The organism is Pseudomonas sp. HMWF021 (assembly GCF_003061005.1).
Taxonomy (GTDB): Bacteria; Pseudomonadota; Gammaproteobacteria; order Pseudomonadales; family Pseudomonadaceae; genus Aquipseudomonas.
The window spans coordinates 1,332-22,748 of sequence record NZ_QAIK01000183.1 but is presented as its reverse complement, the minus strand read 5'-3'; the positions used below and the strand labels follow the sequence as shown (position 1 = coordinate 22,748).

Genomic DNA, 21,417 nt, shown 5'->3' with positions numbered 1-21,417 from the left:
GGTCTCACCCAGCGAACTCATCCGGGTAATCTCCCACCCCTGCAAACCTCGCAATCCGTTTCGTTCAGCGGAGTTGATGATTTGCTGCCAGGTGACTCGTCGGGCGAGGTCAGGGTCTCCGAGTTTGATCGCCTCAAAGATCGCCTGATGTTCAGCTAGTAACGTTTTACCCAAATTGCTCGAGCGAACGAGGCGATTCTCAAGCGAGGCCGCCTCATAAACATGGCTGCAGAGAAAGATGATGAAGTTCCTGAAGTATTCATTACCCGTGGCATCAGCAATAGCGCGCTTAAACTGGAGGCTGTGTTCGACCATGTCCTGGCGGTTTTGTATGCCGTCGCGAAGAGTATCCAGAGCGGTTGCAATCTTGTTGAGCTGACTGAGTGATCGCCGTCTTGCCGCCATGGCCGCAGCGGCCACTTCCAGGTCCAGGCGTAACTCATACAACTGACGCAGCTTGCTGCTGTCTGTCAGTTCCTCTTGAGTGATTCGGAAAGTGCTTTGGTTGGTTTCGGTTGCAACAAATACCCCGAGACCCTGGCGACTGATCACAAGGCCGGCCGAATTGAGTCGGGCAACAGCCTCGCGCACGACATTTCGGCTGACGGCAAAAGCTTCGGCTAACCGGCTTTCCGTCGGGATGCGATCACCCGGGCGAAGCCGGCCTTCACGTATCTCGTTTTCCAGGTGACGAAAAATCTCAACCGAGAAGTGATCACGGCGGCCAATTGCTTTTATAGTCATTTTACTCAGTCATCAACTGTCAGTTCCAAAAGCTTGAAACGTCAAACGCCCATGCATCGAGCGATGCGTGGGCGTTACTCTAACAAATGATGGCTCAGTCAGTGTAATTGCTTGCCTTTGGTTTCCGGCAGGAACAAGGTCACGGCCACGACCAGGCAATAAGCACCTCCCGCAAAAATCGCTATGGCAGTGCCCAGGCTATATTTAGCGCTTATAAAACCTACGAGTCCCGGAAACAGGGCACCTACCGCTCGCCCAAAGTTGTAGGAAAATGCCTGGCCGTTGGCTCTCACCGCTGAAGGGAACAGCTCAGTCAAAAACGCCCCCATGCCGCTGTAGATACCCGAGGCTGCGAAACCTAAAGGAAAGCCGAGAATCAGCATCTGGGTATTGGTCAGGTCAAGTTGCATGTAACAGACCACGCTGATGGCTGACAGAACGGCGAAGATGATGAAGTTGGGGCGACGGCCCAGGCGGTCAGACAGGAATGCGCCGCAGACATAGCCAAAGAATGAGCCGATGATGACGACCATCAGATAAGTGCCGGTGCCGAAGACTGACAGTCCCTTCTCTAATTTCAGGTAAGCCGGCAACCAGGTCGTGATTGCGTAGTAGCCCCCCTGTACACCCATGCAGAGCAAGGCGGACAACAGAGTCGTGCGCAGCAGAGAGGGGCTGAAAATGTGCCAGAAAGGTATTGAATTGCCTGTTTCGTTCTGGTGCTTTTTGGCCTCCAGAAACACCTCCGGTTCTGGCACATATTTGCGAATATAGAGAACCAGCAGTGCGGGAATGACGCCAATCCAGAACAGGGATCGCCAGGCGAGATCTTCAGGCAGGAAACTGAAAGACAATGTGTAAAGCAGGGCGGCTGCGCCCCATCCAATAGCCCATCCACTCTGGACGATACCGACAGCTTTACCGCGATGTTCAGCTCGTACCATTTCACCGATGAGCACTGACCCCACCGCCCATTCGCCTCCGAAACCGAGCCCCTGCAGCGCTCTCAAAACAAACAACTGCTCAAAATTCTGCGCGAACCCGATCAGTACGGTGCAGATCGAGAACCATAGGATGCTTATCTGCAACAGTCTTACGCGACCGTACCGATCAGCCAGAATGCCGGCTCCCCAGCCGCCAAGTGACGAAAACAGCAAAGTCACCGTACTCAGTAGCCCAACGGATCCTTTGTCAATTTGCCAAAGTGTCATTAGCGAGGCGATGACAAAGGTGAATACCATGAAATCCAAAGCATCCAGCGCCCAACCTCCAAACGCGGAATAGAACGTACGTTTTTCAACTGTGTGAAGTTCGCTAAACCAACTCATTATTATTCTCCGGGCAGCACCGTGCGTTGCTTTGTTGTTGTTTATTTGAAGTCGTAAAGTGTGGCTGGGTTATCCACCAAAATTTTCTGGCGTTGGCTTTCACTGGGTGCCCAGAAGCGCAGGCGATCCAGTAACAAACCGGTGTCGGGGGTACTTTCGAGTGCTACGTGAGGCCAATCGCTGCCCCACACCATTCGTTCCGGTGCGGTGCGCAGCAACGCATGGGCTAGCGCGTCTGTATCGGCGTAGTCTGGATGCTGGCTACTCAGGCGATAGGCGCCCGATAACTTGACCCACCAGCCGCGCTCCGCGACATTTTTCAGGAGTAACTCAAACCCTGGTTCTTTTACTCCCAGATGCGCCGGGAAGTGTCCCAAGTGATCTATCACAATGGGGCAGGGCAGCCTGGCCATCCGATCCTCAAGGTCGCTCAGAAGTCGAATATCAATCAAAAACTGCAGATGCCAGCCGAGATCGGCAATCCGATTGGCAAGTTGCTCCATCAAGTCCAGATCAACCCCACCGCGAAACAGCACGTTAATGCGAACTCCGCGCACGCCCAAGGCATGCATGTGCGCCAGTTCTTCATCGCCGATGTGTTGATTTATTACCGCGACCCCTCGCAGCTGATCTTGATGCCTTTGCAATACATCGAGCATGTACCTGTTATCAGTGCCGTAAATGCTCGGTTGCACCAGCACGCCACGCTGCATCCCCATAGCCCGCAACATCTTCAAGTACTGCGCCTCTGGTGCTGGCGGTGGGGTATAGCTGCGGTCGGATACAAGCGGATAACGCCCGAACTCATCCGAGATCACATGCGCATGCGTGTCGCAGGCTCCAGGCGGCAATGCAAAGCTCGGCGCACCCACATTTGCTTTAGGGGGCGCACAGGACGGTGGTGAATCACTGGGTGATTTCAGGTGAGACATGAATTTCAGCCCCTCAACAGCTTCTTCCGAGTCGTCTTGTTGGTTGTTGGTTGTTGGTTGTCCAACAAGTGAGGCGATACTGAGTTTTTGGCATTCAGTTGTCAACGGATAGAGGCGTTGACTTTCCTTGGCAGGGTCAAAGGGACGACGACAGGTAGCGGGGGGCTGGACACTTCCAATTGCTGGACCGTGATCTGTCAGGCCTCGTTTGTGTGTGGTTTAAAGACTGACTGCGGTAGGCCCACATCGATTTGGGTAGCCATTGCATCGGATGCCTGTATATCGCCATGGGCGGGTCAGGTCAGGATTCTTGTTTCGGGCTGCGGCGTTGACGGTTGCTTGAGACGAGGTGGTGGCCTGTGGACTGATGTGGGGCAGTCACAAAAAGCGGTTTTGCCGTCCGGCGTGGTTTATGCCTTCAGCGTGTGTGGGGGTATTGATGGGGGGGGGGCAGCCCCCGTAACTTCCATGCCCGTTCTAGGCTCGGGAAAGAATTCGAAGGAGAGGGCGCCAGTAATCACGGCATGTATGGCAGCTAACGGCCAGAAGCGGACGTTCGTACGCGACCGCTACCGGCCAAAAGCGGACAGTAACGACGGAAAAAAATCAGTGCAGTCAAAGTGTTATTAGCTTTTACGTCTTCTGTGATATCACTTCGAACCAGTCACGCTTCCCTAAAGCAGCAACTCTCAAACCCCCTATTTTTTATCCGGGCTAAAGCACGGCATCGCCGTTTCGGTAAACAATCAGCCAGGTGTTGTCAATTCCATTTGTGGAATATGCCTTTTGCATGCGCATTGCTATTACAAAGCATCCTGAGCTATGGTCAGACGATCAAGGGTAGGGGGTTATATGGAATTAGATCGGCTGAAGCTGGCATATCGAAACAGCAAGACTAACATCTGGTTGGTTAGGGCTACAGGCGGCAAGTTTCTAGAGCATTTCAGGCAGGGGGGAGTTGCTGCTATCGCGCATCTTGATGATACGTACGATCATCGGAGTGCTGTAGATTCTGCAATTCCAAGCTTTAATGATATCCACTCGATGTTACTTCGAAAACCAGAGTACACGACCACTGTCGAAGGTACTAAGCGATCAGCTCGAAAGCTGAATGGAAAAGGCACTCGAAAACTGCGTCAAATCACCAGTTTTAACGAGAGGATCAAAGTAGGGGATATTATTGTCTCTACTGATGGTGATGCTTTGGTGATTGGGATATGCAACGGGCCAGCCTATTTTAGTTCAGAACCTGTTGTGATTGAAATCCCTGAAAATGCCGAGCCTGAATACACGCCTCCTAAGATGAATCATCGGCTCCGACGCGACGTTGTCTGGGGGCCAAAAATTTCTCGCTTCAACTTACCCGGTGCGATCAAGAAGACCCTTCAGGGTCAACAAACAATTATCGATCTTCAAAAACATTGGGATAAGTTTTATCACTTGGTTTATCCATTCTTTGTTGATGAAAACTATCTATACATTTCTAACAAGATTGCAAGTGCTGGAGCGGTTAATAACTTATTCATCGGTGGATTGCTGCAAAATATTTCTCTGATGCAGCTTTTTGCACGAGAGATTGATGAAACCGGAACTATCGATCTTAAATCAATTGTACGTCTACTAAATTTTGAAATCGGATTAGGAGATTTTTCAGCTACTACAAAAGCTGAATTCATGTCTCCAGGTGATTTGTGGAATCGCATACCGCTTGAGGGATTCGGTGACAAAGCTCAAGGTGCAATACTTTGCGTAGCGCTTACACTAATCATGGCGGGATACGCTAAAGCAGATGATTTTAGTGTTCAGGCACCGGACTCAACACCCAAGACTGAGACTGTATCGCCAGATGAAATGGTCAGCGATATTTTTCGTTCCCCAAGGAAAAAAGAGGCAAAACAGAAAAAAGCGGTACGTTCCGTTGAATATAATGCGAACAAGCTAGATGAGGCGAGCGAACGCCGCCATTCAAAGAAAATCAAAAATTCCTTGGCATTGAATTTACCTGCGGTTGATACCCGTTCTCTCGAAAATTTTGAATTTGGAATTCCGGCAATCAGGGTTTTTCAGGAGCGATAGATGGTAAATAAGCTACTGGAAACCATAAGCGCGACATTTATGCTGACCGCGGCGGCTTATGCGGCCGGAGTTTTTCAGAGTAAAGAATTGTACAGGGAGCTTGGTGTTGAACCTGAGTTGGTTTCTATTGATTTTCAGAAAGCTCTCTATGATGGCGGCTTGCTGGTATTTTCAGAATTGGCGAAAGATTTTAGATTTCTGATTCCGTACATCTCTGGGGTGTTCGCTTTAGCCGCATTGGCATGCCTTTTTAAATGGGTTCGTCGTAGGGTCGTTACAAATGGCGCTGCACTGATTAAATGCTTGGCGGTTGTTGGGTATTTTATGGTGTTGTGGTTGATTTATGACGTCACTGTCGACTCATTCGGTCGGGGGCGCAATATGGGTGCAAAGCTTGCTACTCACCTAAAAACACAGTGTACGTTGACTAGTGTGAAACTTGAAAGTGGGACTAGTTCCGGTTTGTGTGCAGTTGGACGAAGTGCTGACTTGCTTTGGTTTTACGATCCTAAGACAGGGAACTCTGTTGCATTTGGCAAAGATAAGATTATAAAAGTGGTCAGTGGTGGGTAATGGGGGCTTCAGCCAGATGTTGGGCACCGCTCTCAAACGTCCGCTTTTGGTCGGATGACGCCATTCGTGATTCTTCCGACCAGACGCAGGCAATCGCCTATTCATCAATAAAATTAATAGACATATAGTGAGGCTCAATTTTGTTTTCTGCGCACCACAAATCAAAACGCTCAATGTCCGATCCGACAAATCCTGTCTCATCGTCATTGGTGATTACGTACGTTTGTGGATGTATTGGCCGGATGTATCCATCATCGCGCATAAACTGCCGAGTAATTATTAAAGCCTCAGCCACCTGTTCAATGGTCACGCCATGATTTCGGTTTAGATATTCACTCATGCCCGCATCCAAGTAAAGATACCCTCCTTGCATCGCCATTATGTTTATTGCAGACATTTCAGCCTTGCCTATCTTAGAAGGCGACCAAAAGTTATCATCGTCTCGCATCATATGCTTCTCCTTAAATTCTTCTGTCCTATAAACCCAACCTGCTGCATCTCCAACTTCTTTCGCCTCTGCAATTAATAGAGGCTGGACACTATCCATATGCAGTCCGTCATCCCAAGGCATTCTGGCATTAAAGTACTCCCCAATTTTTGACCAGATCAATTCTAAGATCAATTTTGCTGAGTTGTGTCTAGTTGAAAATACCGAGACCCATTCATTTTTATTTTTTATAACTAAAAAAGGATTTCCGCCACCTTTCACTAGACAAAAATTGTTCGATGTAACCAGCGTGGGAATGCTTGGTACCCCCCAGCCATCTCCATTATTACAAGCATCTTCAAGAATTTCGGAGAATGCAGTTCTAAGACCTTTCTCGGTTTTATAGCCTTCGTAACCATGTATTATCGAGATGGGCGACAATGACTCTTGGACAAGTGCATAAAACAATATGCCATCGGTTTTCGATAAGTGGTGTATATCGAGATATTCCTCTGGCCCAACCTTTCCAGTCAGTTGCGAGAAACGTCGACGCGCATTGGTGATATCTGGCTTGTAGCCTTCGTTAATCAAGCGATCTTCGAAATTGTCAGCAAATTTTCGTCTGATTTTAGCCAAGTGCTGCATAGCGTCAATGTAATCGGCCTTTCGCAGATTCTTCTTGACTTCAAATATACAAAGCACACTATTTATGTCATATTTGTGTTGCTGCGTAAGCCCATATCTTTCCCCCTCGCCATGAACTAACATGCAATCGATTTGCTCAGCTAACATTTCACCTCCAATTGAGATAAAACCTGAAACAACACGCAAATCTAAGTGTTTGGGAATGGCAAAGTCTTGATATATACCTTGCTTCGTTATCTCTTCATAGGCAGTGCCGAGTGTCGGCATGTGTGGCATGTTAAACCCATCGAGCTTTCTTTTCTCGACCTCAATGAACTCTTTAAGAAGCTCCGATGCTTTGCGGATCATATAACCTCCATTGGTAATCGATTACTCTGTAGGCGGTGAAACAGTTTCATCATTGCTATTCACAGATTTGACTCGTAAATCATACAAAATCGTTATGACCAAGAGTAAACAGTTTCATAGGTTATCGAAGATAAGATCTACCCCGCTTGGTAATGCAGCTCTCCCTGCTCTCGCAGTCTATCTGCAAGGGATAGCATTTTATTTTTATAGCGAGCGCATAACTTCTCGCACTAGCTTTTCAAATTCCTCCACTGAGGATGCCTTCGCATTCAGGGGCCGGATACGAATGAGCTTAGTGTTTGCTGCGCGGAAGATGGAGTCTTTAAGTTGGTCATTGGCCTGTGCGTGAGCCCCATCATGGAAGCTACTATCAAGCTCAATGAAGTATTTTGGTTCATATCCACTTCCCACATCAAACACCACGCTATCGATAATAGCTTGGAAAAAGTATGCCCTAGCCTTTTCGGACAGTTGACCTTTTATGGCCTGGTAGTCCAATACACAGCTTAATGCAACATTAGGATATGGGTGGTAGGTAGGAAAAACACGACGCACTGCCTCGTAGAAGTTTTCTTCCTGCTTGGACTTAAATAGGCGGATAGTTTTGGCTATGCCGACCACCACTTCTGTTGAGTGAATCGTCAGATTCTCACGCAGGCTGGCGGCGACCGTTTCTGGTTTTGTCTGTAGAAAAGACTGAATGATCTGCTTGGCTAAAGGACGCTGTTGATGCGTCTGAGCGTAGCTGAGTAGCGCAGAGTGCTTAGTTTCCTGCATTAGCTTCAAACGCTCATCGACAAACCGATCCACAAATGACTGGCTGAAGCCGTGCTGACCTAGTTCAATAATTAAATTAGTGAACTCAAATTGTTTTGCGCGAGCAGCAGGTGGTAAAGGATCAGCGAAGGTGAAAAACTCAGCCTCAAAGAACGTAGTTACTTGGGATAAAAAAGGGTCTTGTGTCCTCGCCTTTTTGTTCTTGTAGATGATTTTACCTATTGCTTCCCAGTCTTTTTGGGCCAGCAATTTGTACAGTTGTTCTCTATCGTCCATGTCAGTACTCCAGACCATCTTAATCGTGCGCCTAAGATAAAGCCGCAATGGGACGGTGACAAATGTTCCATAGAGTTGGTGTGGTAAATCGCGTGCGTGACGAATGGGTTCAGCAATGAACTCAACCGTTTAGGCACCCACTTCTGGACGGAAGCTGCCGCTCACGGACGTCTGATTTTGGCCGTGAGCAGCCGCTCAGGAACGTCCGCTACTGGCCGAAAGCTGCCCGTCGTGAGAGGCAGATTTCGGCCAGAATGCGTCACTACCTGTAAACGTTTACTCTAATCAGCCTTTTTGAAGTTCCAGACACGCCTTTACATGTGCTGCCAGCCCACAGAAATCTTCAAGGATCCTTGCGTTCCAGGTACTGCCAGACAGGAAGGTTCGCGTCCGCTGCTTGACGATTGAGCAGGCCGGACTGCTCATGGCAAACCATCCAGTTGGCACCCGCGAGAGAGTCTCTGACATGGGCAATCAGCAACCAACGTTCAGGGCCTTCATAACTTGAAACAGCTGCCTCCAGACGTTTGAGCGTGGCATCGTCTTCCTGTACGAAACGAAAGGCCACCCAGGGCAGGTCGCCAGGAACATCTATAAATTCGCGACCATTCCAAGTCTGAGCTATCCGTGAACAGTATCGCCTCCATGCAAGCGCGCCCCGTTCCCCGACGAGATTCAGCAATTCGGCTTCAGGTCGCTGTATTTGCAAGACATCGCTGCCGGTCACTCGCTTTTTACACGGTGTAAGCAACAATACAAACACGATTTCTGGCGTCAGTAGTGCTTGGTTGATTTCTGCTTTTGTCCGATTTCTGCCTGTTGTTGGGGCTGAGATTGCCAGACGCGATCACTCCACCTGCCCACTGAATCAGTGCGTTCCAGACTCCACATCTGCGACTGTTCGGTGGTCGTAAAATGCACCTGGGCGCTGTGTGGTGCGCACCTCAAGGACAGTAAATGGACATCACGATTCAACGGAAGAAAGGATTGTTTGATAGCGCCTATGGCCAGGCTATCCCGCTGGCAATCCTGTTTGATGGAGCGGTCGTGGGTCGTCTGGAGACGGGAGAAAAATTATCTTTGGCTCTTCCGGACATCTACGGGACTTTGCAGGTCGGCATGCTTGATCCTGGAAATTCGCCTTACATTGGCAGCGCTTCCGGAGCGGTCATATTGACCAGCAATGCACTGAGTATTACCCCCGGGCAATCCGTTAAGGCTTTTTCGGTAAGAACCCGCAGATGGGTTTTTTTTGACGTGCTGGGTTTGGCCGTCTCAGCTCCGTTCAACCGTTGGGTGCTGGCGCTTGAGATAGATCAGACCTGAGAGGCTTACGGCAGTGGATGAAACAAAGACATTCCCCTGCACGCACTCAAACCTCCAACCAAACCCTCAAACCTCAGCACTCTCACCCACCTGCAAAGCCTCTTCAGCCTCAAGTTTCGCCCGCTCGGCCTTGCTGATGTACTTCGGCTTCTTCGGCGCCAGTTTGGCGCTGGCCTTTTTGGCTTTTTCCTTGAACAACTGCTGCAATTTCTTCTGACGGTTCATGTTTTTCTGCTCGGGGTGAAAGATTTCGAGTGAAGGCGTGTGCCTTTCAATCAAAGTGGGCGAATCCTGACGTATGGATCGGGTCGAGGCAATGGTGTTGTCGTCGCGCCCGGGTGCGAGCATTTGAAATACCGCGCATTGCCCGCTAGAGTCGCGGCCCGATCCGGCCAGTGCTGGCGGACATTGGCGGATGAAGAGAGGCGGCAGTTGAACGAACACACATTGTCCATGCGTCTGGAGCGGGTGGCGGCGCAGGTGCCGGTGGGTGCGCGTCTGGCTGATATCGGTTCGGATCACGGCTATCTGCCGGTGGCGCTGATGCGCCGTGGGGTCGTGGAGTCTGCGGTGGCTGGCGAAGTGGCGTTGACGCCATTCCATGCCGCCCGGCGTACCGTGCGCGAGAACGCGTTCGAGCAAAAGATCACCGTGCGCCTGGCCGATGGTCTGGCTGCGATCGAGCCTGGGGACGGGATCAACGCGATCAGCATGTGCGGTATGGGTGGCGAAACCATCCGCGACATCCTCGACAGCGGCAAGGCGCATCTCAACGGCAAGGAACGGTTGATCCTGCAACCCAATGGCGGCGAGCAGCCGCTGCGCCAATGGTTGATGGACAATGGCTACCGCATCCTTTTCGAGGAAGTGCTGCGGGAAAACCGCTTCTATTACGAAATCATCGTCGCTGAACCGGCCAGTCCAGTGATTTATACGCCGGAAGAATTGTATTTCGGCCCGCTGCTGTTGCAGGCCCGCAGCCCGGCGTTCGTCGGCAAATGGCAGCGGTTGCTGCTGCGAAAGCAAAAGACTCTGCAGAGCTTCACCCACGCCCGGCAAGTCGTACCGGCGCAGAAAGTTCGGGAAACGGCGCAGCAAGTTGAATGGATCACCCAGCTCTTGGCTTGAACCCACGTTCTTCAGAAATGGCTGACGCAGGCGCTTGGCGGTTGACGCAAGCTTACGTGTACCAGCGTCTGAACGCCTTGCGCCCACGAATGACGCCCCACGACAGAGCGAGCCCCGCGCCAGTGAAGGCGACGAAAGACGCGGCCATCTGCAAAAAATAGAACGTGAAGCGAAATGGCTGCTCGTCGAGCGCGAGGTGTTCGCGGGTCTTGTGCGGGCGCCAGCCGGTCAAGGCATCGAGTTGCCCGTTCGTCAGCGCGGTGTAGAGTTGCTCGGCAGATGCCCACGCGACGAGCAGGCATAACAGGGCGCCGATCAGGCAGTAGATGCGCACGCGATAGCCCGGGATCATGGAAGAACCCCCATCTTGTTCATGAGCCGGATGCCGGTGTGATTGTTTTCATGCCGCAGCGAGTTCCCTGTCATCGCGATTTACTCCGAAAAGTACAAACCTGCTTTTCCCGACTATTTTCGGCTTTTTACACACCTTCCCTGAGCAATCGCCCAAGCGCCTCCAGCTCACCTTTCTCGACATCCGACACCAGCACGAAGCGCATGTGTCCAGCTTGCCAGGACACCACGTTGAAGCCGCGAATCGTCTGGCTCTGCGGCGGTTTGTCGTCATCCGGTGTTGGAAGGATGAACACATTGATGATGTGCTTGGCATGCCCGTAGCTCAGGGCGGCGGTGGTCTGGTGTTGCAGGTAGTCCAGCCGTCCGCCGAGCAGCGGAAAGCCCTGCGCCGCGTAATCGAAAACCGGCGGCGAGAAGTCCAGTTTGCCGCTGAACCACGGTTTGACGGTGTGGCGGTCCGAGGACACCACGTCGTTCAGGTGCTCACTCATCAACGAGCGCACATGGCTGGAAACGGCTTCGTCCAGCAACGGTTGTTCGCTGCCCGGTGTGGCGACGAAAAGCACGAGCGCCAGCGCCAGTGCGGCGGCGGAAAAAGCCGGGGCGAACAGGTTGCGCCAGCGCTGGAAAAAACTGCGCTTGTCGCCGGCAAGCACAGTGGCCGCCAGGGATGCCGGTGCCGCGTAGTAAGGCGCATGGCGTTTTACGCTGACCTTGAGCTGTTCCATTTCGGCGTGCAGCCGTGCGCAGGCGGCGCACTCGGTCAGGTGTGCAGAAACCCGCGCAGCCGCTGCCGAATCCAGTTCCTGATCCAGATAACCGTGCAGTTGTGTCTGGCACGCCGAGCAGTCGAGTTCATTCATGATTGTGCAACTTCAGTAGTTCGAGCTTGAGCATGGCACGCGCCCGCGCCAGTCTGGACATCACGGTGCCGATGGGAATATCGACCACCAGCGCGATGTCCTTGTAGGACAGGTCTTCGAGTTCCTTGAGCACAATCACCTCGCGAAACGTCGGGGGCAGGGCGGCCAGCGCCTGCTGGAGCAATGCCGCGTTTTCGGTGTGGATTGCCAGCAGTTCCGGGGTCTGGCTGTGGCTCAATGCGCTTTCGTCATCGGCAATGTCATCGACGATCGGCACCCAATGCCGACCGGCCGATGCCTTGAGCCAGGTGTAGCTTTCGTTGCGCACGATGGTCAGGAACCACGCCCGGGCGTTGCCATCGGCGAAGCGCTGCAAGAACCGGAAGGCGCGCAAGGCGCTTTCCTGCACGACATCGCGCGCGGCGCTGTCGTTGCCAGTGAGCCAGCGCGCGAGGTTGTACGCCGCGTCCAGATGGGGCGCAATCAGTTCCTCGAATCGTTTCATGGTCGGTTCCGCACCGTACCCCCCTATAACCGCGCAACGTGGTCATTTATTCCCTGAAAAGAATTTAATGTTCGGCGCGGAATAATCCCTCGTCGCACAAGGTTTACCTCGTGTCAGTCAACTCACTGTAGCCCGCCTGCGAGGACCTACCGATGGACATTCAAACAAAACATCCACTGCGCACCGACGGCTTGCTCGACCCCGATCGGCGAACGCTGCTCAAATGCTCGGCATGGGCGGGGGCCGGGGTGGTCTGGGCCTTGAGCGGCGGGATTCCCAAAGCGTTCGCGCTGGACGCGACAGGGAACGTCGCAGACCCCAAGGCACTGGCAAGCACTTTCCATTTCGTGCAGATCAGCGATTCGCACATCGGGTTTAACAAAGAAGCGAACCCGGAGCCGGTGAAAACCTTGCAGGTGGCGATCGACAAAGTCATTGCGCTGCCCAAACGGCCGTCGCTGATCCTGCATACCGGCGACATCACCCACCTGTCCAAGGCCGAGGAGTTCGACACCGCCGCACAATTGCTCAAAGGCCTGCCGTCCACCGTGCATTACGTGCCCGGCGAGCACGACACCCTCGACGAAGGCGGCGGCAAGCTTTACCTGGAGCGCTACGGCAAGGGCACCAAAGGCAATGGCTGGTACAGCTTCGATGACCACGGCGTGCATTTCATCGCGCTGATCAATGTCTTCAACTTCCAGGCCGGGCACGAAGCCACGCTCGGCGCCGATCAACTGGCCTGGCTGGCCGACGATCTGCGCGCGGTCAGCAGTAGCACACCCATCGTTGTGTTCACGCACATCCCGCTATGGACGATTTATCAACCGTGGGGCTGGGGCACTGAAGACGGCGATCAGGCGATCGCGATGCTGCGCAAGTACGGTTCGGTAACGGTGCTCAACGGGCATATCCATCAGGTGATCCAGAAGGTCGAAGGCAACATTACCTTCCACACCGCCCGTGGTACGGCCTATCCGCAGCCGGCACCCGGCGCAGCGCCGTCGCCGGGGCCGATGACCGTGGCGGCTGACCAGTTGCGCAATTATCTGGGGATCACCGAGGTGCGGGCGACTCAAAGCGAGCATCCGCTGGCGCTGATCGATTCGACACTGATTTAGGGAGGGCAACGTGATGAAAACGCGAGTGTTGGCGCTGGTATGCCTGCTGCTGTCGATGCCGGTGTGGGCGCAGGAAGTGAAGATCGACATCAAGGAGTTCATGTTCGGCCCCAAGGACCTGACCGTGGGCGTCGGCACCAAGGTGACGTGGGTCAATGACGATCAGATTCCGCACACGGTGGCCGAGACCCACAAGGTTTTTCGCTCCGCGGCGCTGGACACCAATGACAGCTTTTCCTGGGTGTTCAACACGCCGGGCGAGTTCGAGTACTTCTGCGCGCTGCATCCGCAGATGATCGGCAGGATTGTGGTCACGCAGTAAGTTGCCGGCTGATCCACCCTCGACTGTAAGCCAGGACCCGTTGGGCCATGCTGGTTGGAAAATGGATAAAGCCGTGGGCGGAGGCGGGCAGCAGGTGCATTTCGACCGGTGCACACTGCTGCCAGCGTTCGGCCAGTTCGAGGGTGTCGTCCCGCAGCGGATCGAGTTCACCCGTGAACATCAACGCCGGTGGCAAACCGCTGAAGTCGCCGTACAACGGGGACAGCGGCGGCTGCCGGCGTTGTTCATCGTTCAGGCCCGGCGTCAGCAGTCGTAATGCTGCGACCATGCTCGGGCCGTCGAGCACCAGGGTATCCTGCGTGGCTGCCTGCACGCTCGGGGTTCCTGTCAGATCATAAACGCCGTAATACAACAGCACGCCGCAGATCCGTTGCAACATCCGGGGCACCGGTTTGAGCGCCAGTAACGTGGCTGCGGCCAGGTGCGCGCCGGCCGATTCGCCGACGACGATCACCGGCAGCCCGGCGAACTCTGCGCGCTCGTCACTGAGCAGCCAGCGCGCGGCGCACAGGCAGTCCTTCAGCAGCCCTTCGACCGGGGTATTGATCGCCAATCGATAATCCACCGAGACCACCACCACGTTGCACGCCTTGACCATGGCAATGTTGAGGTCGTCGTTCATTCGCGCATTGCCGATCACCCAGCCGCCGCCGTGGTAATCGAGCACCACGCCGGCGGGTTTTCCTGGCGGTCTGATGATCCGTACGGGGACGCAAGCGCCGTGCGAACTCACCCGCGTATGTTCAACCAGCAGGCCCTGTTTGAGCGCTTTGTCCGCCGTTGCGAACTGACTGGCGCGCAGCAGCGTTTGAATCAAGCGCGGCGTCAACCGGTTGCGAATCCGGAATCGCGGCAGCCAGGCGAGTTTGCGGTTGAAGCGCTGCATCTGCGCTACATCACGCTGGCTGAACTCAAGCGTGTCATTGGTCAATGGCGTTCCTCGTGTCGCGGTTGTTGCGCAGGATCGAAAAGTTCAGCGCACAGGCGATTGCCAGCCAGAGCAAGTAGGGCAGCAGGATCAGACCGGTCACGAGATCCAGGCGCAATGTCGCCACCACCATGACTGCAACCACCAGCAGCAGCAGCGCCAGGATCAACATCGCGGCAAAAACGCGCCGCGCGCCGAAGAACACCGGCGTCCACAGGGTATTGAGTGCAATCTGCGCGGCCCACAACGCGAGGACGTCCTGACTGCCGGGCAGCAGCGTCAGGCGATACCCGGCCCAGGCCAGCAGCAGGTAGATGATCGTCCACGCGACCGGGAACGCCCAGTTGGGCGGGGTGAATGAGGGTTTATCGAGCTGCGCGTACCATTCGCCGGGCTTGAATATCATCCCGGTGGTGGCGGCAGCACCGCAGGCGATCAGGAAAATCACAAGGGTCATCATCTGTCCTTGGCCGAAGCCGGTGAGCAGAGTATTGGAGGTCGGGGAAATGTCCGGCTGACAGTAGACCGGACACTTGCAGGCGCATACAGATTGCCCTGAATGTTTATTTCACCCCCGCGCCAGGGTGGGAACGGTGGTCGACATGCTTGGGTCCCGCCAGCGCCCACGCGATCAACCCGAACAACGGCACAAAAACGATCAGGACAATCCACACACCCTTGTTACTCGATTTCCCCTCGCTTTTGCGCACCCGATTGATGGCCCACAATTCGATCAGCAAAAGAACTGCCGCCAGTACGATCCACACGGTTTCGATTTGCATTGGCTACCTCCTGTTGGTCTTTGCGTTAGGTGGCGTGGCGCACGTCCGGTTCATTTAATTTTCCGGGGCAGGCCGGCAACATGTCCCGCAAAAATCAACGCGATTGCGTGGTGTGGTCGCGCCGCGAGCCCGAAAGCACGAGACTTCCCGCGCAAAAGCCGGATAATGGCCGCCATTCGTTTAGCCGTATTCTGGTAATCCCGCATGGAAATCAAGGTCAATTTTCTCGACAACCTTCGACTTGAAGCCAAGTTCGACGACTTCACGGTGATCGCCGATCAGCCTATCCGCTACAAGGGCGATGGTTCGGCACCGGGGCCGTTCGACTACTTCCTGGCGTCGTCGGCCTTATGCGCGGCTTACTTCGTGAAGCTGTACTGCGAAACCCGCAATATCCCGACCGACAACATTCGCTTGTCGCAGAACAACATTGTCGACCCGGAAAACCGCTACAACCAGATCTTCAAGATCCAGGTCGAATTGCCGGCAGACATCAGCGAGAAGGATCGTCTGGGCATCCTGCGTTCGATCGATCGCTGCACGGTGAAGAAGGTCGTGCAGACCGGCCCCGAGTTCGTCATCGAGGAAGTCGAGAACCTTGACGCCGATGCGCAAGCCTTGTTGATGCCGCATTCGACGTCTGACGCCGGCACCTGCATTGCCGGCAAGGATCTGCCATTGGAGCAGACCATCGCCAACATGTCGGGCATTCTCGCCGGGCTGGGCATGAAGATCGAAATCGCCTCGTGGCGCAACATCGTGCCCAACGTCTGGTCGCTGCACATTCGCGACGCGCATTCGCCGATGTGCTTCACCAACGGCAAGGGCGCGACCAAAGAGGGTGCGCTGGCCTCGGCACTGGGCGAGTTCATCGAGCGTCTGAACTGCAACTTCTTCTACAACGACCAGTTCTGGGGCGAGGACATCGCCGCCGCCGAATTCGTGCATTACCCCAATGAGCGCTGGTTCCAGCCCGGCCCGAACGACGAATTGCCGGCAGAAATCCTCGATGAATACTGCCTGGACATCTTCAACCGCGACGGTGAGCTCAAGGGCTCGCATCTGTACGACACCAACTCGGGCAATACCAAACGCGGCATTTGCTCGCTGCCTTTTGTGCGTCAGTCCGACGGTGAGGTGGTGTACTTCCCGTCCAACCTGATCGAAAACCTCTACCTGAGCAACGGCATGAGCGCCGGCAATACCCTGGCCGAAGCGCAGGTGCAGTGCCTGTCGGAAATCTTCGAACGCGCGGTCAAACGCGAAATTCTCGAGGGCGAGATGGCCTTGCCGGACGTGCCGCAGCACGTGCTGGAGAAATACCCGAGCATTCTGGCCGGGATCAAGGGCCTGGAAGAGCAGGGCTTCCCGGTGCTGGTCAAGGATGCGTCGCTGGGCGGTGAGTTCCCGGTGATGTGCGTGACCCTGATGAACCCGCGCACCGGCGGAGTGTTCGCCTCGTTCGGCGCGCACCCGAGCATGGAAGTGGCGCTGGAGCGCAGCCTGACCGAGCTGTTGCAGGGCCGCAGTTTCGAAGGTTTGAACGACTTGCCGCAGCCGACCTTTTCGGGGCAGGCAGTGACCGAGCCGAACAACTTCGTCGAGCATTTCATCGATTCCAGCGGTGTGGTGTCGTGGCGTTTCTTCAGCGCCAAAGCCGACTTCGAATTCGTCGAGTGGGATTTCTCGGCCCAGGGCGAAAATTCCAACGCCGAAGAAGCAGCCATCCTGTTCGGCATCCTCGAAGACATGGGCAAAGAGGCTTACATGGCGGTCTACGACGACCTCGGTGCCAACGCCTGCCGGATTCTGGTGCCGGACTACTCGGAAATCTATCCGGTCGACGACCTGATCTGGGACAACACCAACAAGGCTCTGCAATTTCGCGCCGACATCCTCAATCTGCACAGCCTGAGCAAGGTCGGCCTGCGCAACCTGGCCAAGGGTCTGGAAAACAGCGAGCTGGATGATTACACCGACATCACCACGCTGATCGGCATCGAGTTCGACGACAACACGCCGTGGGGCAAGCTGACCATTCTGGAACTGCGCCTGCTGATCTACCTCGCCCTGCAGAAATATGAGCAGGCCAAAGACCTGGTCGAGGCGTTTCTGCAATACAACGACAATACCGTCGAGCGCGGCTTGTTCTATCAAGCGGTGAACGTGTGCCTGGAAATGGAGTTGGACGAAGATCTGGAACTGGCCGATTACGAGGCCAATTTCCGGCGCATGTTCGGCAACGAGCGGATGGATGCGGCGATTGGTTCAGTCAATGGCAGCGTGCGTTTTTATGGCTTGACGCCGACCAGCATGAAGCTTGAAGGGCTGGATCGCCACCTGCGCCTGATCGACAGTTACAAGAAGCTCCACGCGGCGCGGGCGAATGCGGCAGGCTTGCAGCGCTGAAAGGTTCTGCGTGATCGTGTAGCGGGGCGGTCATCCCCTCGCTACCCGATGCACAATCAGGCTCTTACCCAGCGCTGCCGGCTCCAGGCACTGAGGCTGTCGACCGCGAACACCAGCACCAGCATCGCCAGAATCACGGTGCTGGCCTGCGCTTCCTGAAACAGGCTCAGGCTCACGTAGAGCATCTGGCCCAGACCGCCGGCACCGACAAACCCGAGCACGCTGGCCATGCGGATATTGTTCTCCCAGCGGTACAGGCAATAGGCGAGCAGTTGCGGGGCCAGATTGGGCAGGGTGCCGTAGCAGAAAGCGACCACCGGATTACCACCCTGCAAGCGCAGCGCTTCGGCGGGTTGCGGTGGCGTGTTCTCCAGCGCTTCGGCGAACAGGCGACCGAGCACGCCGGTGGTGTGCAGTGCCAGGGCCAGCGTGCCTGCGTTGGGGCCGAGCCCGGCGGCCAGCACCATCAATGCCGCCCAGACCAGTTCGGGAATCGCCCGCAATCCGTTGAGCAGCAGACGTGCCGCGCTTTGTAACGGCCAGCCGAAACGCCCGGCCGCCGGCAGTGCCAGAAGAATGCCGAAGACTGCCGCGAGCAGGGTGCCGAGGGCCGACATGGCGAGGGTTTCCAGCGAGCCCTTGAGGATCGCCTGCAGGTGCGTGGCGCTCAGGTCCGGGCTGAGAAAGCGCTGCGCGTAGGCGCCCATCTGCTTGAGACTGGTGGCGCTGCCCAGTTCGCCGAGGTCGAGTCCCAGGTAACCGAACGAAGCGATCACCGCCACGCCAATGCCGACGATCAGCAACAGATTGATCAAACGGTTCATGTCAGCCTCCAGCGCAGCAGACGGCTGAGTTGATCGGCGCCGAGCACCAGAATAAGGAACGTCAACAGCATGCTCGCCACTTCACCACTGGCGAACATGCGCAGCGACAGGTCGATCTGCTGCCCCAGGCCCCCGGCACCGACAAACCCCATCACCACCGACGCACGAATCGCGCACTCCCAGCGATACACCGTGTACGACAGCAGTTCCGCCGCGACGTTGGGCAGAGTCCCGTAGGCGAACCCTGCCAGCCGTCCGCTGCCAGCCTGCATCAAGGCATGCGCCGGGCGCTGGTCGGTGGACTCGAAAATCTCCGCGTAAACCTTGCCCAGCATGCCGCTGTAGGTGATGGCGATTGCCAGCACACCCGCCGCCGGGCCGAGGCCGACAGCGCGAACGAATAGCAGCGCCCAGACGATTTCCGGCACGCTGCGCAAGAAGATCAGCAGCCCGCGCACTGGCCAGCGCAGCAAGCGGCCGACCCGGCCCGGGACGCCACCGCGTGAGGCTGCCGACAACGACAGCGCTCGACTGGCAAACAGGCTGGCCGGCACTGCCAGCAGCAATGCCAGGGCCATGCCGGCGGTAGCGATGGCCAGGGTTTGCAGGGTGGCTTTGAGCAGCAGTTGAAGAAAGTCAGGGTCATGCGCCGGTGGCCAGAATCCGGAGATGAAGCGGCCCATTTCGGTCTGGCTGTCGGTGTGCAGCAGCACCCCCAGATCCAGTTCGCTGAGCTGGATACCCGGCCACAGCAGGGCAATCGCCAGCAGGGTCAGCAGCAGTCGCGGGGCGGCGGCCGGATCGCGCGAATCGGCCCTCAGCATCGCGGAATCTGCACAATCAGTGGCGCACTTGGCGTCGTCGGGCTTTGCAATTGCTCGTTGGCGTACAGCGCATCCAGCATGTCGCGGCTGACCTGTCCGGCCGGGCTGTCAAACAGGATCTGCCCGTCGCGCAAACCGATGATTCGCGGGAAATGCGCCAGGGCCAGTTCCACCGCGTGCAGGCTCGCCACCAGCGTGACGTTATGCGCCCGGGCATGCTGCGAAAGGATCGACAGGGTGTGCCCGGCCAAAACCGGATCCATTGCGGAAACGGGTTCGTCCGCCAGCAGAATTTCCGGCGCTTGATACAGCACCCGGGCAATCCCCACACGTTGCAGTTGCCCGCCGGACAATTGCTGGCAGTGAGCAAACAGCTTGTCACCCAGATCCAGGCGCGCGAGTGCCGCACGGGCACCGGGAATGTCCAAAGGATGCAGCAGATTCAACAGACTCTTGCCCAGGCTCCACTGCCCGAGCTTGCCGGCCAGCACCGCCGTCACCACACGCTGGCGTGGTGGCAGCGGCGGCGCTTGATGCACCAGACCGATGCGCGCACGCAGGCGTTGTCGTTGACGGGTGGAAAGGTGCCAGGGACGTTCACCCAGGACCTCGATGTCGCCGCTGCTGGGACGTAAAGCCGTGGCCAGCAGGTTCAACAGGCTGGACTTGCCGGCCCCGGACGGCCCGATGATCGCCACCTGTTCACCTGCGCCAATCTGCAGGTCGATGCCGCGTAGCGCGTCGACTCCATTGGCGTGGTGCAGGCAGCCTTGTGTGAGGCTCAGGGTCATTTCAACAGATCGGCGGCGCGAGCAGCTTCCTCGATGCCCTTGTAGTTCTCAGGCTTGGTGTCGATGAAACGGCTGGCGGCCTGAAGATCCAGGATCTTCTTTTGCTCGGGGTTGGCTGGATCAAGGTCGAGGAAGGCTCTCTTGATCTTCGCCGCGAGTGCGGGGTCGAGGGTGCCGCGCACGGTCCAGTTGTAATCGAAGTAGGCCGGGGTGGTGGCGAACACATGCACCTTGCTGGTATCGACCTTGCCGGCGTCCACCAGTTTCTGCCAGACGCTGGCGTTCAGCACGCCGGCATCGACCTTGCCGGCCTGAACCCAGGCGACGGTGGCGTCATGCGCGCCGGAGTAAGCGACGCGGCTGAAATAGGCCTCAGGTTTGATGTTGTCGTTCTTGAGCATGAAGTAACGCGGCATCAGGCTGCCGGAGGTCGACGACACGGAGCCGAAGGCAAAGGTCTTGCCCTTGAGGTCGGCCAGGCTCTTCACGTTCGGGTCGGCGCTGATGAACTTGCTGGTGAACTGCGCATCCTGTTCGCGCTGCACCAACGGGATCACCGGGGTGGTGGCGTCGGTCTTCAGGCGTGCCTGAACAAAGGTGAAACCGCCCAGCCAGGCCATGTCGAGACGGTCGGTAGCCAGCGCTTCAACCACCGCCGGATAATCGGCCACGGGAACGAACTGCACCTTCATGCCCAGTTGCTGCTCCAGATAAGCACCCAGCGGTTCGAACTTGCGCAGCAATTCGGTCGGAGCTTCATCGGGAATCGCGCTGACCCGCAGTACATCGGCGGCGTGCGCCACCAGCGAGGAAAAAGACAGGGCCAGACCAGCCGTCAGTGCCAGGGTTCGTTTGAGCATGGAATTCTCCGTTTCATGAGCGTCGCATTCTAAGCGCCGCAGCGCGAGGTGTCGCGGTCGGGCGCTCAATCAGGTTAGACGAAACGGCGAGGTTATACGCAGCCGCGCCGTGAAAGGCCAGCGCAGGTGTCTGTTGATGTTTTGCCCCACATTTCCTGCAGCCCACACTGCCGCTGTAACCCCGATAAACCCTGTAGGAGCTGTCGAGTGAAACGAGGCTGCGATCTTTGTGC

The 21,417-nt window shown here is 55.9% G+C and carries 24 protein-coding genes; 7 read left to right on the top strand and 17 right to left on the bottom strand.

Annotated features, from left to right (window positions below):
- The 3 genes from DBR18_RS30050 to DBR18_RS26545 all read right to left on the bottom strand — a co-directional run.
- Nucleotides 1-744: FadR/GntR family transcriptional regulator (locus tag DBR18_RS30050; protein ID WP_256589001.1), on the bottom strand; the 744-nt coding region annotated here is incomplete at its 3' end.
- A gap of 98 nt (nt 745-842) precedes the next feature.
- On the bottom strand, nt 843-2,072 hold the full coding sequence (locus DBR18_RS26550; protein ID WP_108592544.1) for an MFS transporter: 1,230 nt from the start codon (nt 2,070-2,072) through the stop codon (nt 843-845).
- Nucleotides 2,073-2,113: 41 nt separating this feature from the next.
- Nucleotides 2,114-3,109, bottom strand: coding sequence for an amidohydrolase family protein (locus tag DBR18_RS26545; protein WP_256589000.1), 996 nt, complete (start codon nt 3,107-3,109; stop codon nt 2,114-2,116).
- Nucleotides 3,110-3,856: 747 nt separating this feature from the next.
- Between DBR18_RS26545 and DBR18_RS26540 the strand changes: the two genes are divergently transcribed.
- Nucleotides 3,857-5,080: a hypothetical protein gene (locus DBR18_RS26540; protein ID WP_108592543.1), complete on the top strand. Its 1,224-nt coding sequence runs from the start codon at nt 3,857-3,859 to the stop codon at nt 5,078-5,080.
- Nucleotides 5,081-5,653 (top strand): hypothetical protein, encoded by a 573-nt coding sequence (locus DBR18_RS26535; protein ID WP_108592542.1) that lies wholly within the window; start codon nt 5,081-5,083, stop codon nt 5,651-5,653. It abuts the gene before it with no gap.
- Nucleotides 5,654-5,750: 97 nt separating this feature from the next.
- On the opposite strand, the gene DBR18_RS26530 is transcribed toward DBR18_RS26535, so the two are convergent.
- From DBR18_RS26530 to DBR18_RS28200, 3 genes are all read right to left on the bottom strand, one after another.
- Nucleotides 5,751-7,073, bottom strand: coding sequence for a DUF6602 domain-containing protein (locus tag DBR18_RS26530; RefSeq protein ID WP_108592541.1), 1,323 nt, complete (start codon nt 7,071-7,073; stop codon nt 5,751-5,753).
- A 204-nt stretch (nt 7,074-7,277) separates the two neighbouring features.
- Complete coding sequence (locus DBR18_RS26525) at nt 7,278-8,126, bottom strand: DUF2726 domain-containing protein (RefSeq protein WP_108592540.1); 849 nt, start codon at nt 8,124-8,126, stop codon at nt 7,278-7,280.
- 343 nt (nt 8,127-8,469) lie between these two features.
- On the bottom strand, nt 8,470-8,853 hold the full coding sequence (locus tag DBR18_RS28200) for a hypothetical protein (protein ID WP_146188803.1): 384 nt from the start codon (nt 8,851-8,853) through the stop codon (nt 8,470-8,472).
- Nucleotides 8,854-9,083: 230 nt separating this feature from the next.
- Here DBR18_RS28200 and DBR18_RS26520 point away from each other — a divergent pair, with 230 nt between their 5' ends.
- Nucleotides 9,084-9,452 carry a hypothetical protein gene (locus DBR18_RS26520; protein ID WP_108592539.1) on the top strand — a complete coding sequence of 123 codons (369 nt, stop codon included), beginning with the start codon at nt 9,084-9,086 and terminating at the stop codon, nt 9,450-9,452.
- Nucleotides 9,453-9,518: 66 nt separating this feature from the next.
- Here the strand turns inward: DBR18_RS26520 and DBR18_RS26515 are convergent, their stop codons facing one another.
- The gene (locus tag DBR18_RS26515; protein WP_108592538.1) at nt 9,519-9,677 is read right to left on the bottom strand and encodes a DUF2986 domain-containing protein; all 159 of its coding nucleotides are present in this window, start codon (nt 9,675-9,677) and stop codon (nt 9,519-9,521) included.
- A gap of 207 nt (nt 9,678-9,884) precedes the next feature.
- Between DBR18_RS26515 and DBR18_RS26510 the strand changes: the two genes are divergently transcribed.
- Nucleotides 9,885-10,580, top strand: coding sequence for a class I SAM-dependent methyltransferase (locus DBR18_RS26510; protein ID WP_108592537.1), 696 nt, complete (start codon nt 9,885-9,887; stop codon nt 10,578-10,580).
- Nucleotides 10,581-10,632: 52 nt separating this feature from the next.
- Here the strand turns inward: DBR18_RS26510 and DBR18_RS26505 are convergent, their stop codons facing one another.
- The 3 genes from DBR18_RS26505 to DBR18_RS26495 form a co-directional block, all read right to left on the bottom strand.
- Nucleotides 10,633-10,932: a hypothetical protein gene (locus DBR18_RS26505; RefSeq protein WP_108592536.1), complete on the bottom strand. Its 300-nt coding sequence runs from the start codon at nt 10,930-10,932 to the stop codon at nt 10,633-10,635.
- 127 nt (nt 10,933-11,059) lie between these two features.
- Nucleotides 11,060-11,797, bottom strand: coding sequence for an anti-sigma factor (locus DBR18_RS26500; protein WP_108592535.1), 738 nt, complete (start codon nt 11,795-11,797; stop codon nt 11,060-11,062).
- Entirely contained in the window at nt 11,790-12,302 is a 513-nt protein-coding gene (locus DBR18_RS26495) for a sigma-70 family RNA polymerase sigma factor (RefSeq protein WP_108592534.1), read from the bottom strand. The genes DBR18_RS26500 and DBR18_RS26495 overlap by 8 nt, the downstream gene beginning before the upstream one ends.
- A gap of 152 nt (nt 12,303-12,454) precedes the next feature.
- Between DBR18_RS26495 and DBR18_RS26490 the strand changes: the two genes are divergently transcribed.
- Nucleotides 12,455-13,423 (top strand): metallophosphoesterase, encoded by a 969-nt coding sequence (locus DBR18_RS26490; protein WP_108592533.1) that lies wholly within the window; start codon nt 12,455-12,457, stop codon nt 13,421-13,423.
- A gap of 13 nt (nt 13,424-13,436) precedes the next feature.
- Nucleotides 13,437-13,745, top strand: a complete 309-nt coding sequence (locus DBR18_RS26485) for a plastocyanin/azurin family copper-binding protein (RefSeq protein WP_108592532.1) — start codon at nt 13,437-13,439, stop codon at nt 13,743-13,745.
- Here DBR18_RS26485 and DBR18_RS26480 read toward each other — a convergent pair.
- The 3 genes from DBR18_RS26480 to DBR18_RS26470 form a co-directional block, all read right to left on the bottom strand.
- The gene (locus DBR18_RS26480) at nt 13,735-14,652 is read right to left on the bottom strand and encodes an alpha/beta hydrolase fold domain-containing protein (protein ID WP_108592595.1); all 918 of its coding nucleotides are present in this window, start codon (nt 14,650-14,652) and stop codon (nt 13,735-13,737) included. The two genes, DBR18_RS26485 and DBR18_RS26480, sit on opposite strands and share 11 nt — an antisense overlap.
- A gap of 34 nt (nt 14,653-14,686) precedes the next feature.
- The gene (locus DBR18_RS26475) at nt 14,687-15,151 is read right to left on the bottom strand and encodes a TspO/MBR family protein (RefSeq protein ID WP_108592531.1); all 465 of its coding nucleotides are present in this window, start codon (nt 15,149-15,151) and stop codon (nt 14,687-14,689) included.
- Nucleotides 15,152-15,257: 106 nt separating this feature from the next.
- A complete protein-coding gene (locus tag DBR18_RS26470; RefSeq protein ID WP_108592530.1) occupies nt 15,258-15,476 on the bottom strand; it encodes a PLD nuclease N-terminal domain-containing protein in 219 nt (72 codons plus the stop codon).
- Between the two features lie 204 nt (nt 15,477-15,680).
- Here DBR18_RS26470 and DBR18_RS26465 point away from each other — a divergent pair, with 204 nt between their 5' ends.
- Nucleotides 15,681-17,885, top strand: a complete 2,205-nt coding sequence (locus DBR18_RS26465; RefSeq protein ID WP_108592529.1) for an OsmC domain/YcaO domain-containing protein — start codon at nt 15,681-15,683, stop codon at nt 17,883-17,885.
- 56 nt (nt 17,886-17,941) lie between these two features.
- Here the strand turns inward: DBR18_RS26465 and phnE are convergent, their stop codons facing one another.
- From phnE to DBR18_RS26445, 4 genes are read right to left on the bottom strand one after another with little or no spacing between them, the layout of a single operon-like run.
- On the bottom strand, nt 17,942-18,709 hold the full coding sequence (gene phnE / locus DBR18_RS26460; protein ID WP_108592528.1) for a phosphonate ABC transporter, permease protein PhnE: 768 nt from the start codon (nt 18,707-18,709) through the stop codon (nt 17,942-17,944).
- On the bottom strand, nt 18,706-19,533 hold the full coding sequence (locus DBR18_RS26455) for an ABC transporter permease (protein WP_108592527.1): 828 nt from the start codon (nt 19,531-19,533) through the stop codon (nt 18,706-18,708). The genes phnE and DBR18_RS26455 overlap by 4 nt, the downstream gene beginning before the upstream one ends.
- Nucleotides 19,527-20,324 carry a phosphonate ABC transporter ATP-binding protein gene (locus DBR18_RS26450; protein ID WP_108592526.1) on the bottom strand — a complete coding sequence of 266 codons (798 nt, stop codon included), beginning with the start codon at nt 20,322-20,324 and terminating at the stop codon, nt 19,527-19,529. The genes DBR18_RS26455 and DBR18_RS26450 overlap by 7 nt, the downstream gene beginning before the upstream one ends.
- Nucleotides 20,321-21,184 (bottom strand): putative selenate ABC transporter substrate-binding protein, encoded by an 864-nt coding sequence (locus DBR18_RS26445; protein ID WP_108592525.1) that lies wholly within the window; start codon nt 21,182-21,184, stop codon nt 20,321-20,323. Before DBR18_RS26445 ends, DBR18_RS26450 begins: the two co-directional genes overlap by 4 nt.
- Nucleotides 21,185-21,417: the final 233 nt, after the last annotated feature.

What these genes read in the sequence shown, in the direction of transcription:
- DBR18_RS26475 (WP_108592531.1), bottom strand. Translation starts at nt 15,151, where the DNA reads ATGACCCTTGTGATTTTCCTGATCGCCTGCGGTGCTGCCGCCACCACC.
- DBR18_RS26470 (WP_108592530.1), bottom strand. Translation starts at nt 15,476, where the DNA reads ATGCAAATCGAAACCGTGTGGATCGTACTGGCGGCAGTTCTTTTGCTG.
- DBR18_RS26530 (WP_108592541.1), bottom strand. Translation starts at nt 7,073, where the DNA reads ATGATCCGCAAAGCATCGGAGCTTCTTAAAGAGTTCATTGAGGTCGAG.
- DBR18_RS26450 (WP_108592526.1), bottom strand. Translation starts at nt 20,324, where the DNA reads ATGACCCTGAGCCTCACACAAGGCTGCCTGCACCACGCCAATGGAGTC.
- DBR18_RS26515 (WP_108592538.1), bottom strand. Translation starts at nt 9,677, where the DNA reads ATGAACCGTCAGAAGAAATTGCAGCAGTTGTTCAAGGAAAAAGCCAAA.
- phnE (WP_108592528.1), bottom strand. Translation starts at nt 18,709, where the DNA reads ATGAACCGTTTGATCAATCTGTTGCTGATCGTCGGCATTGGCGTGGCG.
- DBR18_RS26550 (WP_108592544.1), bottom strand. Translation starts at nt 2,072, where the DNA reads ATGAGTTGGTTTAGCGAACTTCACACAGTTGAAAAACGTACGTTCTAT.
- DBR18_RS26535 (WP_108592542.1), top strand. Translation starts at nt 5,081, where the DNA reads ATGGTAAATAAGCTACTGGAAACCATAAGCGCGACATTTATGCTGACC.
- DBR18_RS26525 (WP_108592540.1), bottom strand. Translation starts at nt 8,126, where the DNA reads ATGGACGATAGAGAACAACTGTACAAATTGCTGGCCCAAAAAGACTGG.
- DBR18_RS26465 (WP_108592529.1), top strand. Translation starts at nt 15,681, where the DNA reads ATGGAAATCAAGGTCAATTTTCTCGACAACCTTCGACTTGAAGCCAAG.
- DBR18_RS26540 (WP_108592543.1), top strand. Translation starts at nt 3,857, where the DNA reads ATGGAATTAGATCGGCTGAAGCTGGCATATCGAAACAGCAAGACTAAC.
- DBR18_RS26485 (WP_108592532.1), top strand. Translation starts at nt 13,437, where the DNA reads ATGAAAACGCGAGTGTTGGCGCTGGTATGCCTGCTGCTGTCGATGCCG.
- DBR18_RS26495 (WP_108592534.1), bottom strand. Translation starts at nt 12,302, where the DNA reads ATGAAACGATTCGAGGAACTGATTGCGCCCCATCTGGACGCGGCGTAC.
- DBR18_RS26490 (WP_108592533.1), top strand. Translation starts at nt 12,455, where the DNA reads ATGGACATTCAAACAAAACATCCACTGCGCACCGACGGCTTGCTCGAC.
- DBR18_RS26445 (WP_108592525.1), bottom strand. Translation starts at nt 21,184, where the DNA reads ATGCTCAAACGAACCCTGGCACTGACGGCTGGTCTGGCCCTGTCTTTT.
- DBR18_RS26500 (WP_108592535.1), bottom strand. Translation starts at nt 11,797, where the DNA reads ATGAATGAACTCGACTGCTCGGCGTGCCAGACACAACTGCACGGTTAT.
- DBR18_RS26455 (WP_108592527.1), bottom strand. Translation starts at nt 19,533, where the DNA reads ATGCTGAGGGCCGATTCGCGCGATCCGGCCGCCGCCCCGCGACTGCTG.
- DBR18_RS26505 (WP_108592536.1), bottom strand. Translation starts at nt 10,932, where the DNA reads ATGATCCCGGGCTATCGCGTGCGCATCTACTGCCTGATCGGCGCCCTG.
- DBR18_RS26520 (WP_108592539.1), top strand. Translation starts at nt 9,084, where the DNA reads ATGGACATCACGATTCAACGGAAGAAAGGATTGTTTGATAGCGCCTAT.
- DBR18_RS26480 (WP_108592595.1), bottom strand. Translation starts at nt 14,652, where the DNA reads ATGCAGCGCTTCAACCGCAAACTCGCCTGGCTGCCGCGATTCCGGATT.